Source organism: Marivita geojedonensis, assembly GCF_002115805.1.
GTDB classification, from domain to species: Bacteria; Pseudomonadota; Alphaproteobacteria; order Rhodobacterales; family Rhodobacteraceae; genus Marivita; species Marivita geojedonensis.
Genome location: NZ_JFKC01000006.1, coordinates 19,118 through 34,875 on the forward strand (window position 1 = coordinate 19,118; position 15,758 = coordinate 34,875).

The window sequence follows — 15,758 nt, forward strand, 5'->3', positions numbered from 1 at the left end:
GATGGCGCTGAGCTACAAGGCCCGCAAGCGATGGGCTCTGGTGATCCTTCTGGTCGGCATGCCCGCCTATGTCGTGGCCTGCGTGACGGTACTCAACTGGCTGGATCGGCCGTCCTTCCTTGTCGAACTGCTGGTCTACATCGTGCTGGGGATACTCTGGGCGCTGCCGTTCAAGTTTGTGTTCAAGGGGATCGGGCAACCCGACCCTGACGCCGAGAAGTAAGGCGGTGGCAGCCGCAAATGCAAAAAAGGCCGGACATGTCTGTCCGGCCTTTGTTTTTTGTTGGACCGACCTGATCAGCCGGCGGCGCGGGCATCGGGCTTGAAGCCGATGCTGTCGGAGGCTGCGAAGCGGCCTCCACCCTTCTTCTCGATCTTGCCCTCGCGGAGAAGCTGACCAAAGCTGCGCAGGCGTTCCTCGCGCGAGCTGGCCTCGCCCTCGGCCTGGTGAAGTTTGGTCATCAACTGCGGACGCGAGAACTGGTCGCGGCCTTCGACAAAGGACATGTAGGCAGCAGCGGCTTCGAGAAGTTCTGCCAAAGTGTGGGCCCCCTGGCTTTCTGCGAATTCCGCGAAACCGATGTCGTCACCCGGGGTGGCATCTGTAGGGTCGATCGCTTCGGCGGTACGCAGCACGCGACGTGGGCGGACGGGCTCGACCGATTTCGGCGCGGCATCCACATCGATCCGCTGCTCTGCGACGAGCTTGAGCGGGGCCGGGCGCACAGGTGCGGGACGGGCAGAGCGGGCTTCCGTGACCTTCGGGCGGCGCGGGCGCACCGCATCGGCCAGATCCTCGCGGTAGGGCTCTTCCTCGACCTCGGCCTTCTTGCCGAAGCCCAGCAGGCGGTCCGCCTTGGTCGCCGCCACGGCTGCGCGGAGATGCGCGATGGCGCTGCGGCGGCGGTTGCCTTCGGGTTCTTCCATCTCGGTGTCTGTCTTGTCGGCCAGACGTTCGACGGAATCGTCATCTTCCTCGATGGAGGTGTCGGTCAGAAGGGCGCGGCCCGGGCTGGTCAGCTTGACCGCCTTGCGGATGTTGGCGCTGGCTGCGTCGAGGTCTTCTTCGCTCAGTTCGAGCGCTTCATCTTCGTCCTCATCCTCGAAGTCCCAGTCTTCGTCCTCTTCGATCTCGGCATGGAGATCGGCGAGTTCGCGGGCCAGTTCAGCTTCCTGCTCAGGGGTGAGGGAGCTGTCCTCGAGGCCGGGGACCGCCTTGGCGACAACGACCAGGGTATCGTCTTCGGCCTCATCGTCGAACTCGTCCTCGTCGTCGTATTCCTCGATATCGCCCGAAGCGAGGGCCGCTTCGACATCGGCGCGTTTGGCCTTGGCGACACGGGCCACGATCGGAGCCGGGGCTTCGTCCTCGTCTTCGAAATCGTCGTCGAGGTCGAGCGTGTCTTCGTCTTCGTCTTCGTCGTCCTCTGCTACGTCCTGCCGTGTCTCCTGATCGAGCACCAACGGGATGTCGTCTTCGTCGTCCTCATCTTCGTCGTCAAAGTCCATGGCGTCGGTCAGAGCGGCGACGTCATCCTCGTCGTCTTCCTCTGCGATCGGCTGGGCCTGTGCCGCAGCGGCAGCCTGCGCTTCAAGCTCTGCGATTTTGGCGCGGAGTGCTTCGAGTTCGCTTTGGGCTTCCTCGGCCGCATGGTCTTCAACCCCGGCCTCGACCTCGGCCTCGTCAGCCTCGATCTGATCCGACATCGCGTCCGCGATCGTATCGGAGAAGATCATATCATCCTCATCCTCGGCGTCGTCAAAGGTGAGGGTGGTGTCTTCTTCCTCGAAGTCTTCTTCGACGGCCTGTGCCTCGGGCGCCTCGACAAAACCGGGGATCTCCAGAGTGGTGTCGAGGGCGTCGTTTTCGTCGATGCCGTCGCCGTCCGGGCCGGACATGGCGTGTTCGTCTTCGATATACTCCGGTGTTTTCTGCGCCTTGGAGGCCACGACGGCGCGGATGCGCTGCAGTTTGTCGGCCACGCTGTCGGTTACAGCCGGGGCTTCCGCGATATGCTCTGCGATCTCTTCCGCACTGGTATCGAGTGTGACCACGTTGTCGGGCTCGGCGTCGTGACCGGCGATCAGATCGTCGATGGACTCCGCCACATCCTCATCGTCACTCGCAAACAGGATATCATCCGCAGTGTCATCATCTTCCCCGTCGTCGGACAGGTCGAGTTCGGACAGATCAATTGCGATGTCCTCGACAGGGGCTTCTTCGGTCACGAGGTCTGCGAGGCTGGCGTCTTCCGAAACCGTCAGGTCGACGTCCGTATCAAAGCCCTCAGCCTGAGTGTCCGCGACAGCCAGTGCGGTGGCAGCCGCCCCGACTGTCGCGCCCACCTTGGCTGCGTCCGCTGACGTGTCCGGCGCGACATCCCCTCGCGGCGGCTCGGACTCATCAGTCGGACGCAGAACCAGATTGCCCTTTTCGAAACGCGCTTCAACGCGACGTTCGATTTCGCGCTCCGCGATCCGGGCCAGCATCTCGGCGTCCGGGGTCGGCGGTTCTGCGCCAAAATATCGGTCATCCTGCGCGAGATCGCGGAAGTATTCCGCAATCGCCTTCATGGTGTCGAAGGAATTGTCAAAACCCTCGAGCGTGCATGAAAAGGTACCGTAGGATACCGTGAGTATCTTGTTCGAACTCACCATAACAAAACCCGCTTTCCAAAATTCTGCGAAGGTCTGGATAACATGGTTACCAAGACCAAAGCGTATCGAATCTGTGCCGGTCACGGTATCATTTCGTGACCTGATTGTGATCTGTTTCGCCTTTCGCCATTAATCAGCCATGAACGACGCAATTGTTTTCGCGGACGCACCAGTCCTGCTTGTCGGTGGCGCACATGGCGACAATCGGCACCTTTCCAGACTATTGGACGAGGTTGAGACCGTCGTCGCGGCGGATAGCGGCGCCGACTGGCTCGCCGCAGTTGGACGGATGCCGGATGCCCTGATCGGCGATCTGGATTCGGTGTCCGAGACGACGCGCGCCGCGCTGGCGGAAGATCGTGTGCACCATATCGCAGAGCAGGACAGCACCGATTTCGACAAGGCTGTGCGGTCGATCAATGCTCCGCTGATCCTTGGAGTGGGTTTCCTTGGCGGGCGGGTCGATCACCTGATGGCGGCGCTGACCGTTCTGGCACGTTATCCGGATCGGGCCATCGTTCTGGTTGGGGACAAGGACGTGGTGGCGCATTTGCCGCCCTCGATCGACTTGCCTCTGGAACCGGGAACACGGGTCTCTCTCTATCCGCTGTGCGCGGTCGAAGGCACATCGACAGGTCTGCATTGGCCGATTGACGGCTTGCTCATGTCTCCGGATGCGCGGGTTGGGACATCGAACCGCGCTGAAGGGGCGGTGAGGATCAGGATGCATTCCGCAGGTATGCTTATTATTCTGCCGGTGTCTCAGCGGGCCGCGCTGCAACGGGCGCTGTTGGGGGCCGACGGCTTATGGCCTGCTCCCTGAACACGATATAAAGACCGGAGCCAATCGTGATTGCGATGCCGATGCTCGCCATCATGTTCGGCAGGTCTCCGAAAATGATAAAGCCGATGATCGTTGCGATGGGTATCTCAAGATACTGCATCGGCGCGACCGTCGCAGAGGGTGCAAACCGCAGGGACCAAGTCATCAGCAGATGCGCCAGAGTGCCGGACAGCCCGATCGCCACCAGAAGGGTCCAGGTGGACGCCCCAAGCACGCCATTCCATGCGAGGATTGGGGCCGACATGTCGGGCACGAGAAAAAGGACCGGGGCCATGAGCACGACCGCCATTACACCCGAAACCGCCTGAAGACCGATGGGGTCGATTTCCTTGGCGATCTTTCGGGTCACCAGCATGAACAATGCAAAGTTGAGCGCGACACCGAGTGGAAGAAGGGCGGGCCAACCCACCTCCTGAAACGAGGGCTGCACGACCAGCAGCGTTCCCACAAAGCCCACCGCGCAGGCGATCATGCGGCGCAGTCCCACCTCTTCGCCCAGAACGTAGTGTCCCAGCAGCAGCATGATGAACGGCATGACAAAGGCGATGGCAACCGCATCAGCCAGCGGCAGATAGTACAGCGCAGAGACCATCATCCCGATTCCGACGATATGCATAACCGTACGGATCGCGGTCAGATGAAAGACACGGCGGCTCATCCGCCAGATACGGCCCGACATGGCGACAATCGGGATCAGAACGATGGCCTGAATTCCAAACCGCACGAACAGCAACTGCCCCAGCGCAACCTTGTCAGACAGGATCTTGGCCAGCGCGTCGCCCATCGGGGCGACGATGCAGAAGCCCAACATGAGGGCGATTCCAAGTGTGGGGCGGTCCTGAGTCATACGGGACGCTACTCTCGGTTGTGTTTGTGTGTCAACGCTCTACTGAAAGCGGCGTGACTTGCGCAGATTGCGGCCGTGCGAGAAAGGTTAACAGTTGGGGATGTTCACCGCCAACCCTCCGAGAGAGGTTTCCTTGTACTTCTCATGCATGTCCGCGCCGGTCTGGCGCATGGTCTCAATAGCCGAATCGAGCGGCACGAAATGCGTACCGTCGCCGCGCAGCGCGAGGCTTGCTGCAGACACGGCCTTGATGGCGCCCAGCCCGTTGCGTTCGATGCAGGGCACCTGAACCAGTCCTTTAACCGGATCGCACGTCATGCCGAGGTGATGTTCCAGCGCGATTTCCGCCGCGTTTTCGATCTGCTCGGGAGAGCCGCCCATCACCGCGCACAGCCCGGCGGCGGCCATTGCGCTTGCGCTGCCCACTTCGGCCTGGCAGCCGGCCTCGGCCCCGCTGATGGACGCGTTGAACTTCACCAGCCCGCCGATCGCGGCGGCGGTCAGCAGAAAATCAGGCACACGCTTCGTCGTCGCGCCGGGCACATGGTCAAGGTAATAGCGGATCGTTGCGGGTACCACGCCCGCCGCCCCGTTGGTGGGCGCTGTCACAACCTGTCCTCCGGCGGCATTCTCTTCGTTCACCGCCATCGCGTACACGCTCATCCAGTCATTGATCGTGTGTGGTGCGGTCAGGTTCATACCGCGTTCAGCCAACAGTTTCTGATGGATGCCCTTGGCGCGGCGCTTCACGCTGAGACCACCGGGCAGAATACCTTCGGCCTCAAGACCGCGGTTGATGCAGTCATTCATGACCTGCCAGAGTCGTTCGATCCCGCGGTCCAATTCAGCGGCAGAGCGGCGGGACAGTTCGTTCGCGCGTTTCATCTCTGCGATGCTCATATGCGCGATATTCGCCATTTCGAGCATCTCGGCCGCCGATTTGAACGGGTAGGGCACCGGTGCGCCATCGTCGGTATCCTTGCCGGCATCAAGCTCGGCCTGTGTCATCACGAAACCGCCACCGATGGAGTAATAGGTTTCCTGCAGGATCACGTCGCCCTGCGCATCTGTTGCGCTGAGGATCATGCCATTGGCGTGGCCTGGCAGGTTCGGTCCGAAATCGAAGGTCAGGTCGGACTCCGGGTCGAACGCCAGAACGGGCAGGCTCTCGGGCTCCACCGTCCTGGTTGCTTTGATCTGCGCCAGAGCCGCATCGGCTTTTTCTCTGTCGTAGCTTTCGGGAACGAACCCGGCGAGGCCAAGAATGGTGGCCCTGTCGGTGGCGTGGCCGACCCCGGTGAAGGCCAGCGATCCATGCAGCGATGCCTTGACCCCCGCAACCGTGAATGGCGCTTTGCGCAGCCGGTCAAGAAAGCGCGCGGCGGCAACCATCGGCCCCATCGTGTGAGACGAGGACGGGCCAATGCCGACCTTGAACATGTCGAAGACGGAAAGAAACATGGCTAGAGCGCGCTCCCTTCAGGTGGCGTGGGTGGATGTGGGGCGGAAAACGGTGTTGGCCCAAGCCCTTCGGCCATCATGGCTCGCGCAACAGTGTCGCGCGCCTCGATGCGGCGGGCAAGAGCGTGAAGCGCGGACCACCGCTTCAGGTCATACCATGATGTGTCTGCGGAGGCTGGGTATATCGCCGGCCATCGCAGAAGAACGGCGAGGTACATGTCGCAGAACGTCAGATCCCCTTCAACCGTCCGCCATGCCGTATTCAGCACGTCGAAATGCGCCTGAAGATTACGGTGCAACTGCTTTGACAATGCGTCCTGTGCCCGTGGATCGGAACCGGCATACTTGTCCGGATAGAACAGCGCACGCATTTCGGCATGTACGGTGTTCGACAGGAAGAACAGCCAGCTTAGAAACCGCCCGCGGCCGGGATGATCCGGGGCAGGGGAAAGCAGCATCCGGTCGCGGTGACGGTCGGCCAGCCACAGACAGATCGCCGCAGTTTCGAACATCGGACCGTCCGGTGTTTCCAAAGCGGGGATGCGGCCAGCCGGATTCAGTTTTTGATAGGCCGGTCTGTGCTGCGCAGACACGCGCCGGTCGACCAGCGCAGTTTCATAGGGAAGGTGCAGCTCTTCCAGGACCAACCGGACGATCAGCGACGCATTGTCAAGCGCGTAATGCAGAACATAGCTCATGCCTCTCATCTATCCCGCGTTGCCCGCGTCGGACGCTGCGAAAGCGGCGCGTGGCAGCGAAAAAGCGATGCGCTTAACCCGACCTTTACCCGGCGCGGTGCAGGCTTGGCAGAGTCGCAGCCAAAGGTGATCGGATGAAGGACACTTTCAACAAAGCAGCGTGGTTCGCTTCGGCGTTGGCAATTCTCACATGGGCCTTCGCGCCGCAGATCGCGTCGGCCAATGCCGTCATGTTCCCGAAAATCCCGTCGGTCGAGGTACTGCCTCTGCCCCCGGTGTCGCAGGACAGAACGGCAGACCCGGGGCATTAACTCCTCTGAACGTTCTCTGCGTGCCGACTGCCCGGAACAAGGCGGCAAGCCAATTCGGTCTCGCCCCTTGCGCGGCAACGTCTTATAAGTACGGCAAGTCTGCCCCAGGAGTTGCCCATGACCGGAGAACTGTCGCCTATCGACAAAGCCAAGTTCGTCGCCGCAAAACGCGCGGCAGAGCTGGTCGAGGACGGCATGCGCGTCGGACTGGGGACGGGATCGACAGCGGCATGGCTGGTGCGCCATCTGGGCGACCGGGTGCAGGACGAGGGCTTGCGGATCAAGGGTGTTCCCACGTCCACCCGCACGGCACAGCTGGCCCGCGATGCCGGGATCGACGTGATCACGCTGGATGAGGCAGGGACACTCAACATCACCATCGATGGGGCGGATGAGTTCGACGCCAACCTGAACCTGATCAAAGGTGGTGGCGGGGCTCTTTTGCACGAAAAAATCGTCGCCGCCGCGAGCGAGGAAGTGGTCATCATCGCCGATGCGGCCAAAGAGGTCGGTACACTCGGGGCGTTTCCGCTGCCCATCGAAGTGATTCCCTTCGGCTGGACGACAACGCAGATGCTGGTTGATGAGCTTCTCGTCTCTGCCGATGTGATGGGGCGCAGGATCACGCTGCGTATGAACGGCGACAAACCCTTCCGCACCGACGAAGGAAACCACATCCTTGATCTGCACCTGAGCCGGATCGGCAATCCCCGGCAGCTTGCCATGGCGCTGAACCAGATGCCGGGTGTCGTCGAAAACGGGTTGTTCATCGATCTCTGTGACAAGGTCATCATCGGGTACAGCGATGGTCGCGTCGAAACGCGTGACATCAACGAAGGCACGGTGAGCGAGGAACACATCAATCTCGTCGAGACGGATAATCTCTTTTCCGACATCTGACGGTCCGGACTGCCGCCACCCTTCGAACTACGATCTGAAACGTCGACTGCGCCGCAGTGCTCGTTTGCCAGCTTTGCAAATCGAGGGCCGGTGGTCGGTCTTTGACGACAACAAAGATCGTTCAGTGAACCGACAGCCCGTGGACGGACTGCGTTCCGACAAGCGCAGGGCGGCGCAATGCCAGAAGATGTTTGGCTTCTTCGTCCTTCCCCTGCTTTAGCAGCGCCCCCAGCAGCGCGAATTCCAGAAGGTCGCGTTGGGCACGACTGCCACCAAGACGCGCATGGTCACCCATGGCACCGATCAACAGGGCGGCGGCCTCGGCCCAATTCTGCTGCGCCAGCGCGCGGAAGGCTTCGGCCAATGGTGTCACCACGTCGCCCGTGTTCGGATTCGGTTCCGCGATGATCTGCATGAGCGCCTCGCCATTCCCGGCCATGGCATGGGCAAGGGCTGCATGGATGTCGACAAACCCGATCCCGGTCTTGGGGAAGAACTGCAGTGCATAGGCGCTGATCTCACTCCAGAGGTGCTGTGGCACCTCGACCCCGGCCAGCTCCGCGCGGAAGAGGAGCGAGGCCGCATCGGTCAGCACGTTGATCGGCAGGCTCTGCGACACGTCGGGCAGAATGTCGGTCTCCATCCGCTGCCACATCGTTTGCGTGTCTCCCTGTTCCAGCGCCCAGAGCGCTGCGTGCCAGGACAGGTGGCCATGCATGTATCCCGCCCGGTCATACGGGCCCAACCAGTCGGTCAGATACGCAATCCCGAGGTCGATATCGCCGGTCTCGTAGTAGATATGGCTGCGCACATGTGCGCCGTTCGCATTGCGCGGGTTCAGCGCAAGGGATCGTTCGATGTAAATGTCCGCCTCGGCCAGATTGCCGGTTTCACACAGGGCAAAGGCATACTGGCTCAGGCACCACCAATCCTCGCCATAATGCGGCAGCAGTTTCGCATTATAGGCCAGCATTTCGGCCTCGCGCCCCGGTTTGCCGGAAAACCCGATCAGTCCGAAGACCGATGTGCAAGTCTGCGCCAGCAGCGCGTCGCGGGGGTGCTCGTCGACATGCGCGCGGATCGCAGGATAGGCCTCAGCCGTCTTTCCTGCGACAAGCAAATCGAATGCGGCGATATGGCTGGCCTCGCGTTCGGTGCGGGGGCCCCGTGCCGCCTTTGCCGCGTCCATGGCCTCTTTGGCCGCCTGCATCCGGCCCTCGTATTGCAGACCTCGTGCCAGACCGACATGCGCCAGCGCAAAATCCGGATCGCTGTCGATGGCTTTCCGGAATTCCTCTGAGATGCCGGGGTTCCCTGCAAGCAGCAGATCGGTTGCGGCGATGTAGTGATCGCGGGCCGCATCCGACCGGGTCGAGATCGGGTTGTCGTACCTGTCATGTTTCATCGCTGTCCTCCCGGTCCCCCGAAGCCTACTCAGAAAACCCCTGTCCGGCAACGATTGCGCGAGGATGCGTGAGCATCCCTCTCTGGCGTTCCGGCCCTCCATATGAAATATCTTCGCGCGGATATTGAAGGAACCGACCATGAGCACATTCGACTACGATCTCTTCGTGATTGGCGGCGGCTCCGGTGGCGTGCGTGCGGCGCGTGTGGCTGCGGGCGAGGCGGGGGCCAAGGTCGGGCTTGCGGAAGAAGACCGCTACGGCGGCACCTGCGTGATCCGGGGATGTGTGCCGAAAAAGCTGATGGTCTTTGCCAGCGGCTATGGCGGCATGGTCGAAGAGGCCACGCATTACGGCTGGGACATGCAGGCCGGGGGATTCAATTGGCAGACGTTTTCCGGCCATCTGACCAAGGAACTGGACCGCCTCGAAAGTGTCTACCGCAAACTTCTGGCGGGCTCTGGCGTCACCACCTACGACGCGCGCGCGCGTCTCAAGGACGCGCACACCGTCGAACTGTCGACCGGTGAAACGCTGACGGCAAAACACATCCTGATTGCGACGGGCGGTCGTCCGGTCCGTCCTGACATGCCCAACGCACATCTCGGGATCGTATCAGACGACATCTTTCATCTGCCGGAACTGCCCAAATCCATCCTGATTGTCGGAGGCGGCTACATCGCCTGCGAGTTCGCTTGTATCCTTAACGGGCTGGGTGTTGAGGTGACGCAATACTATCGCGGTGCGCAGATCCTTCGCGGCTTCGATGAAGAGGCACGCGGGCTGATTGCCGACGAGATGCGCGAAAAGGGCATCGACATTCATACCGGCACCAACATCGTCGAAATGCATCGCGCCTCGGCCGGAGAGGACGACGGGCTGACCGCACCGATGGAAGCCACCCAATATGGCGGGTCCGCGCCGTCGGACGAGGCGGGGCAGGGCCCGATCCGGGTCAAAGCCACCAACGGACATACGCAGGAGTTCGACGTGGTGCTCTTTGCCACCGGCCGCCATCCCAACAGCGACGACATGGGCCTTGAGGATCTTGGCATCAGGATCGGCCGCGCCGGCCAGATCGAGGTGGACGAGTACAGCCAGACCAGCGTTCCGTCCGTCTACGCCATCGGTGACGTGACCAACCGGGTCAATCTGACCCCGGTGGCTATTCGCGAAGGCATGGCTTTTGTCGAAACCGTGTTCAACGGCAACCCGACCCCTGTGGATCACAGCCTGATCCCGTCTGCCGTGTTCACGCAGCCGGAATTCGGCACCGTGGGCCTGAGCGAAGAGGACGCGCGCGATCAGGAGCCGATCGAGGTCTACTGCACCTCGTTCCGTCCGATGCAGACCGCCTTTGCCGAAAAGCCCGATCGCGTGCTCATGAAGCTTGTCGTGAGCGCCGAAACCCGCAAGGTTCTGGGCTGTCACATCGTCGCGCCCGGTGCGGGAGAGATGATCCAGATGGCGGGCATCGCTATCAAGATGGGGGCCACCAAGGAGGATTTCGACCGCACCGTTGCCGTTCATCCGACCATGTCGGAAGAGATCGTGACCATGCGCAAACCGATGCGGACGGCTTGAATTTCCGGGCTTTGCCCACAGGTAGAAGACTATGAAGAAAGACGGATTGTTCCGAGAGGGGAAAAGACCAGATGGCAGGTAACAGTGGCGGCCCGTGGGGCGGCGGCGGTAACAACGGTGGAAACCGTGGCGATGATCGCCCGCGCGGCGGCAACAACGGTGGAGGGCGTCGTCCCGGTGACGACAACCAGCCACAGATACCCGAAATTGATGAGTTGATGAAAAAGGGCCAGGAGCGCCTGCGCGTTCTGATGGGCGGTCGCGGCAATGGTGGCGGCGGCGGTGTTCCCGGCGGCAGCGGCGGCGGGGGTGGCTTCAAGTTCACCCGCGGCACGATTGGTCTTGGGGTCGTTGGTGCCATCGCGCTCTGGGCTATGGCCAGCTTCTACACCGTTCGGCCCGAAGAACAGTCGGTCGAATTGTTCCTTGGCGAATACTACGCCACAGGCAATCCCGGTCTGAACTTCGCGCCTTGGCCGGTTGTCACCGCCGAGGTGATACCGGTGACCCGCGAACAGACCGAAGATATCGGTGTGGGTGGCCGCGGTTCGGATGCGGGTCTGATGCTGACCGGAGACGAAAACATCGTCGATATCGATTTCCAGGTGGTCTGGAACATCAATGATCCTGCGAAATTCCTGTTCAACCTGCGCGACCCGCGCCCGACGATCCGCGCCGTGAGTGAATCCGCAATGCGCGAGATCATCGCGCAGTCCGATCTCGCGCCGATCCTCAACCGTGATCGTGGGGCCATTGCCTCGCGTCTGCAGGATCTGATCCAGTCGACACTCGACAGCTACGATTCCGGCGTGACGATCATCCGCGTGAACTTTGACAAGGCCGATCCGCCTGAGCCGGTGATCGCTGCATTCCGCGACGTTCAGGCCGCCGAACAGGAACGTGACCGTCTGCGCAACGTGGCCGACGCCTATGCCAACCGTGTTCTGGCCGAGGCGCGCGGTGAAGCTGCGCAGGTGCTTGAAGAAGCCGAAGCCTATCGCGCCCGTGTTGTGAACGAGGCCGAAGGTGAGGCGAGCCGCTTCCTTGCCGTTCTGGGCGAATACCAGAACGCACCGGAAGTGACCCGCAAACGCCTCTATCTCGAAACGATGGAAGAAGTGCTTGGTCGTGTGGACAAGATCATCCTTGATGAAAACACCGAAGGCGGTGGCAGCGGTGTCGTACCCTACCTGCCGCTCAATGAACTGCGCCGCAACTCGGCCACCGGAGGGACAAACTGATGCGTAAGACAACGTACCTTTTGCCAATTCTGGTTCTGGCCGTTGCCGGTCTGCTCTCGTCGCTCTTTATCGTGGACGAGCGTGAGAAAGCGCTGGTGCTTCAGTTCGGTCGTGTCGTTTCGGTCAAGGAAGATCCGGGCCTCGCCTTCAAGATTCCGCTCATTCAGGAAGTCGTGCGCTATGACGACCGTATCCTGAGCCGTGACATCGATCCGCTCGAAATCACCCCGCTCGACGACCGCCGTCTGGTGGTCGACGCCTTCGCCCGCTACCGCATCGCCGATGTGGAGCGGTTCCGTCAGGCCGTTGGTGTCGGCGGCATTCCCGCCGCAGAAAGCCGTCTGGACTCGATCCTGCGGGCTGAAACACGCGAAATTCTGGGTTCCGTGTCCTCGAACGACATCCTCAGTACCGACCGGGCCGCACTTATGCTGCGGATCCGTAACGGTGCAATCGAGGAAGCGCGTGCGCTGGGTATCGAGATCATCGACGTGCGACTGAAGCGGACCGACCTTCCGGCGGAAAACCTCGACGCCACCTTCGACCGGATGCGCGCCGAGCGTGAACGCGAAGCGACCGACGAACGCGCCCGTGGTAACGAAGCCGCGCAGCGTGTCCGCGCCCAGGCCGACAGAACCGTGGTCGAGCTTGTGTCCGATGCCAACCGTCAGGCCGAGATCATCCGCGGTGAAGCCGACGCGCGCCGCAACAACATCTTTGCCTCGGCCTTCAGCCGTGACGCAGAGTTCTTTGAATTCTACCGCTCCCTGACCGCATACCAGCGCGCATTGCAGGGCGAGAATTCGACCTTCGTGATGGCGCCGGACAGCGAGTTCTTCAACTACCTGAAATCTGCCGAAGGTCTTGGCGGTGGCATCTCTCCGGAAGCTGCGGCCCGGATTGCAGGCCCGGCGGCATCGAGCACCTCTGGTACGTCCGAAGGCGCAACCGAAAGCTCGGGCGACACGTCGGGTGACAGCGGCACCGGAGCAGGCAATTGACCCAGACGATCCTCACGGGGATTGCAATGGTGCTGATTATCGAGGGGCTGGCCTATGCGCTGGCCCCTTCGCTTATCGAACGCATGCTGGAGGCGATGCGCGCGATGCCGCTCGATCTCAGAAGATTGATCGGCGTGTCGTCGATGGCCGCCGGTGTGGCCATGCTCTGGATATTGCAGGCGTTTTGACCGGTCCGGTTCCGCCGGGTCACGTCACGTTCAAATCACAGTCGCTTGATGCCCCGCTTTCCTGTTTGCGTGTTGCGAAAGCGCACCTACATTGAAACCATGACAAGGCAGGTGTCGGGCAATGCACCCGCACCAAAGACGAAGGAGTTTCCCTTGACCTCACAGGCAATTGCAATCGAACGGGATCAGTCGACGCCGCTGCGCCTCTTCTGGCTGACCTCGCTGTCGATGATCCTCATAGTCGCTCAGTCGTTGATGGCCCATGCGCGGATGCCCGAAAGCTTTGCCGATCTGGCAGAGAAGATCAGCCCGTCCGTGGTGAACATCACGACTTCGACCACCGTTGCGGGCCGCACCGGTCCACAGGGCATCGTTCCCGAAGGCTCCCCCTTCGAGGACTTCTTCCGCGAATTCCAGGACCGTGGTGGTCAGGGTGACCGGCCGCGCCGCTCCTCCGCGCTGGGCTCGGGTTTCGTGATTTCCGAAGACGGGTTCATCGTCACCAATAACCACGTCATCGAAGGCGCCGATGAGGTTCTGATCGAGTTCTTCTCGGGCGAGGAACTGCCCGCCGAGATCGTCGGCACCGACCCCAACACCGACATCGCCCTGCTCAAGGTGGAAAGCGACGAGCCGCTTCCCTTCGTGAGCTTCGGCGACAGCGACACCGCCCGCGTCGGCGACTGGGTGATGGCGATGGGCAACCCGCTCGGGCAGGGCTTTTCGGTCTCCGCCGGGATCGTGTCAGCCCGCAACCGCGCACTCAGCGGCACCTATGACGACTACATCCAGACCGACGCCGCCATCAACCGCGGCAACTCCGGCGGTCCGCTCTTCAACATGGATGGTGAAGTGATCGGTGTGAACACCGCGATTCTGTCCCCCAATGGCGGCTCCATCGGCATCGGCTTCTCGATGGCCTCAAACGTGGTGACCCGCGTCGTGGACCAGCTGCAGGAATACGGTGAGACCCGTCGTGGCTGGCTCGGCGTCCGGATCCAGGATGTGACCGAAGACGTGGCCGACGCTCTGGGTCTTGCCGAAGCCAAGGGTGCTCTCGTCTCTGACGTACCCGAGGGTCCGGCGATGGAAGCTGGCATGGAGGCCGGTGACGTCATCATCAGCTTCGACGGAAAAGAGGTGGAAGATACCCGTGGCCTCGTGCGCCAGGTCGGCAACACCGCCGTCGGCAAATCGGTGCGCGTGGTGGTGAACCGCAACGGTGAGACGCAGACGCTTCTGGTGACGCTCGGTCGCCGCGAAGAAGCCGAAAGCGCCGTACCCGCAGCCCAGCCCGGCCCGGAAGAAGAGGCCCCGCAGTCGATGGACCTCATGGGCCTGACGCTCAGCCCCCTGACCTCCGAGATCCGCGAACAGCTGGAGCTTCCCGAAAGTGCCCGCGGGCTGGCCGTCATGGATGTGGACGAAACCTCCGAGGCCTTCGAAAAGGGACTGCGCGCCGGGGATGTGATCACCGAGGCGGGTCAGGCACAGGTGTTGGCTCTCAGCGATCTTGAAGACCGTATTGCCGAAGCCAAGGAAGCGGGCCGCAAGTCGATCCTGCTTCTGGTGCGCCGCGCTGGCGATCCGCGCTTCGTCGCACTGAACATCGCGGACGACGAATAAGTCCGCCGATCAGAAAATTGAAAAGGGCGCCGCAGAAACCGGCGCCCTTTTTTCATCGAACGCCCTTTCCGTCAGGCGTCAACAAGGCCCAAGGCCTGATCCGATGCGGATGCGCCGTACTTGTCCTTCGGTGGCCAGGGCCGCGTGCGCCAGTCCGGGCTGAAAGCAAAGCTCGACACGGATCGACCCTCCGGCAGCGCACCGTTCCCCACACCCAGCGCATAGTCGTAATAAAGCTTCACGATTTCTTCCCGGCTCACCTGCTGGGCCGCAGGATGCTCAAGGCACGCGTCCTGCCAGCGGCGCACCCGGTCAAAGTCCGGTGTGTCGGGCAGGCTGAACCCCTCGTAGTATTCCAGAAACCAGAACCGCATGAACATTGGGGTGAACACCGCCTCTGCCAACCCGAACGCGCCCTGCAGCCAGATGCCCTCCGGAGCATGTTCCATCAGGAACCCGTCAATGTCGCGGTAAAGCCCCAGCAACTTCTCCTGATGCGCCGCGCGCTGGGATTGATCCTGGTTCATGACAAACAGGTAACCTGCCATGGTAAACGGACCTTCGCGGGCAATCAGCATCTGTTCGACCGCCCGCTCGTAGGGGGAGGTCTGCCGTATGGGCGATGGCCCGACCGTGGCATCGAGATAATCGAGGATGACAAGGCTTTCCTTGATGATCCGCCCATCCGGCAGTTCCAGAACCGGCAGAGCCGTGGTGCCGCGTGTCTTGCGCAGAAGCTCCGGATCGCGCGGCTTGGTGATATCCACCACCCGAAATTCCACCGCATCGCTCTGTCCCTTCAGTGCCAGCATGATTTCAAGGCGCTGGGAAAACGGGCAGACGGGGATGTGATAGACGATGGGACGGGGCATGTCGGTCTCCTGTGTCACGGAGCCCCAGAGTGCGGCGAAAGGCCGGGACTGTAAACCGGTCAGGCTGGGCCGCGCCAAAACAAAACCCCGCGCCACTGGCGCGGGGTTTTCCGTCAACGGAAAA

At 61.8% G+C, this 15,758-nt stretch carries 15 protein-coding genes; 9 read left to right on the top strand and 6 right to left on the bottom strand.

Annotated features, from left to right (window positions below; genetic code table 11):
* Position 1: 1 nt before the first annotated feature.
* The gene (locus tag MGEO_RS08720; RefSeq protein ID WP_085636339.1) at positions 2–223 is read left to right on the top strand and encodes a DUF2842 domain-containing protein; all 222 of its coding nucleotides are present in this window, start codon (positions 2–4) and stop codon (positions 221–223) included.
* Between the two features lie 74 nt (positions 224–297).
* Here MGEO_RS08720 and MGEO_RS08725 read toward each other — a convergent pair whose 3' ends face one another.
* Positions 298–2,574 (bottom strand): hypothetical protein, encoded by a 2,277-nt coding sequence (locus tag MGEO_RS08725; protein WP_143746254.1) that lies wholly within the window; start codon positions 2,572–2,574, stop codon positions 298–300.
* 223 nt (positions 2,575–2,797) lie between these two features.
* On the opposite strand from MGEO_RS08725, the gene MGEO_RS08730 reads away from it, so the two are divergent.
* The gene (locus MGEO_RS08730) at positions 2,798–3,481 is read left to right on the top strand and encodes a thiamine diphosphokinase (RefSeq protein ID WP_085636341.1); all 684 of its coding nucleotides are present in this window, start codon (positions 2,798–2,800) and stop codon (positions 3,479–3,481) included.
* Here MGEO_RS08730 and MGEO_RS08735 read toward each other — a convergent pair.
* The 3 genes from MGEO_RS08735 to MGEO_RS08745 all read right to left on the bottom strand — a co-directional run bounded on the left by MGEO_RS08735 (position 3,405) and on the right by MGEO_RS08745 (position 6,508).
* Positions 3,405–4,349 carry a DMT family transporter gene (locus MGEO_RS08735; RefSeq protein ID WP_085636342.1) on the bottom strand — a complete coding sequence of 315 codons (945 nt, stop codon included), beginning with the start codon at positions 4,347–4,349 and terminating at the stop codon, positions 3,405–3,407. The two genes, MGEO_RS08730 and MGEO_RS08735, sit on opposite strands and share 77 nt — an antisense overlap.
* 87 nt (positions 4,350–4,436) lie before the next feature.
* Positions 4,437–5,810 (bottom strand): L-serine ammonia-lyase, encoded by a 1,374-nt coding sequence (locus tag MGEO_RS08740; protein WP_085636343.1) that lies wholly within the window; start codon positions 5,808–5,810, stop codon positions 4,437–4,439.
* A gap of 2 nt (positions 5,811–5,812) precedes the next feature.
* The gene (locus MGEO_RS08745) at positions 5,813–6,508 is read right to left on the bottom strand and encodes a glutathione S-transferase family protein (protein ID WP_085636344.1); all 696 of its coding nucleotides are present in this window, start codon (positions 6,506–6,508) and stop codon (positions 5,813–5,815) included.
* Between the two features lie 134 nt (positions 6,509–6,642).
* Between MGEO_RS08745 and MGEO_RS21375 the strand changes: the two genes are divergently transcribed.
* Positions 6,643–6,819 (top strand): hypothetical protein, encoded by a 177-nt coding sequence (locus tag MGEO_RS21375; protein WP_158090999.1) that lies wholly within the window; start codon positions 6,643–6,645, stop codon positions 6,817–6,819.
* 117 nt (positions 6,820–6,936) lie between these two features.
* The gene (gene rpiA / locus MGEO_RS08750; protein WP_085636345.1) at positions 6,937–7,719 is read left to right on the top strand and encodes a ribose-5-phosphate isomerase RpiA; all 783 of its coding nucleotides are present in this window, start codon (positions 6,937–6,939) and stop codon (positions 7,717–7,719) included.
* Between the two features lie 121 nt (positions 7,720–7,840).
* Here rpiA and MGEO_RS08755 read toward each other — a convergent pair whose 3' ends face one another.
* Positions 7,841–9,124, bottom strand: a complete 1,284-nt coding sequence (locus MGEO_RS08755) for a tetratricopeptide repeat protein (protein ID WP_085636346.1) — start codon at positions 9,122–9,124, stop codon at positions 7,841–7,843.
* A 139-nt stretch (positions 9,125–9,263) separates the two neighbouring features.
* On the opposite strand from MGEO_RS08755, the gene MGEO_RS08760 reads away from it, so the two are divergent.
* From MGEO_RS08760 to MGEO_RS08780, 5 genes are all read left to right on the top strand, one after another.
* Positions 9,264–10,706 (top strand): FAD-dependent oxidoreductase, encoded by a 1,443-nt coding sequence (locus MGEO_RS08760; protein WP_085636347.1) that lies wholly within the window; start codon positions 9,264–9,266, stop codon positions 10,704–10,706.
* A gap of 71 nt (positions 10,707–10,777) precedes the next feature.
* Entirely contained in the window at positions 10,778–11,947 is a 1,170-nt protein-coding gene (gene hflK, locus MGEO_RS08765; protein ID WP_085636348.1) for an FtsH protease activity modulator HflK, read from the top strand.
* A complete protein-coding gene (gene hflC / locus MGEO_RS08770) occupies positions 11,947–12,948 on the top strand; it encodes a protease modulator HflC (RefSeq protein WP_085636349.1) in 1,002 nt (333 codons plus the stop codon). The genes hflK and hflC overlap by 1 nt, the downstream gene beginning before the upstream one ends.
* Positions 12,945–13,136 carry a DUF2065 domain-containing protein gene (locus MGEO_RS08775; protein ID WP_085636350.1) on the top strand — a complete coding sequence of 64 codons (192 nt, stop codon included), beginning with the start codon at positions 12,945–12,947 and terminating at the stop codon, positions 13,134–13,136. Before hflC ends, MGEO_RS08775 begins: the two co-directional genes overlap by 4 nt.
* A 228-nt stretch (positions 13,137–13,364) precedes the next feature.
* Complete coding sequence (locus MGEO_RS08780) at positions 13,365–14,762, top strand: DegQ family serine endoprotease (RefSeq protein WP_106299166.1); 1,398 nt, start codon at positions 13,365–13,367, stop codon at positions 14,760–14,762.
* A gap of 71 nt (positions 14,763–14,833) precedes the next feature.
* On the opposite strand, the gene MGEO_RS08785 is transcribed toward MGEO_RS08780, so the two are convergent.
* Positions 14,834–15,634: a glutathione S-transferase family protein gene (locus tag MGEO_RS08785; protein WP_085636351.1), complete on the bottom strand. Its 801-nt coding sequence runs from the start codon at positions 15,632–15,634 to the stop codon at positions 14,834–14,836.
* Between the last annotated feature and the right edge of the window lie 124 nt (positions 15,635–15,758).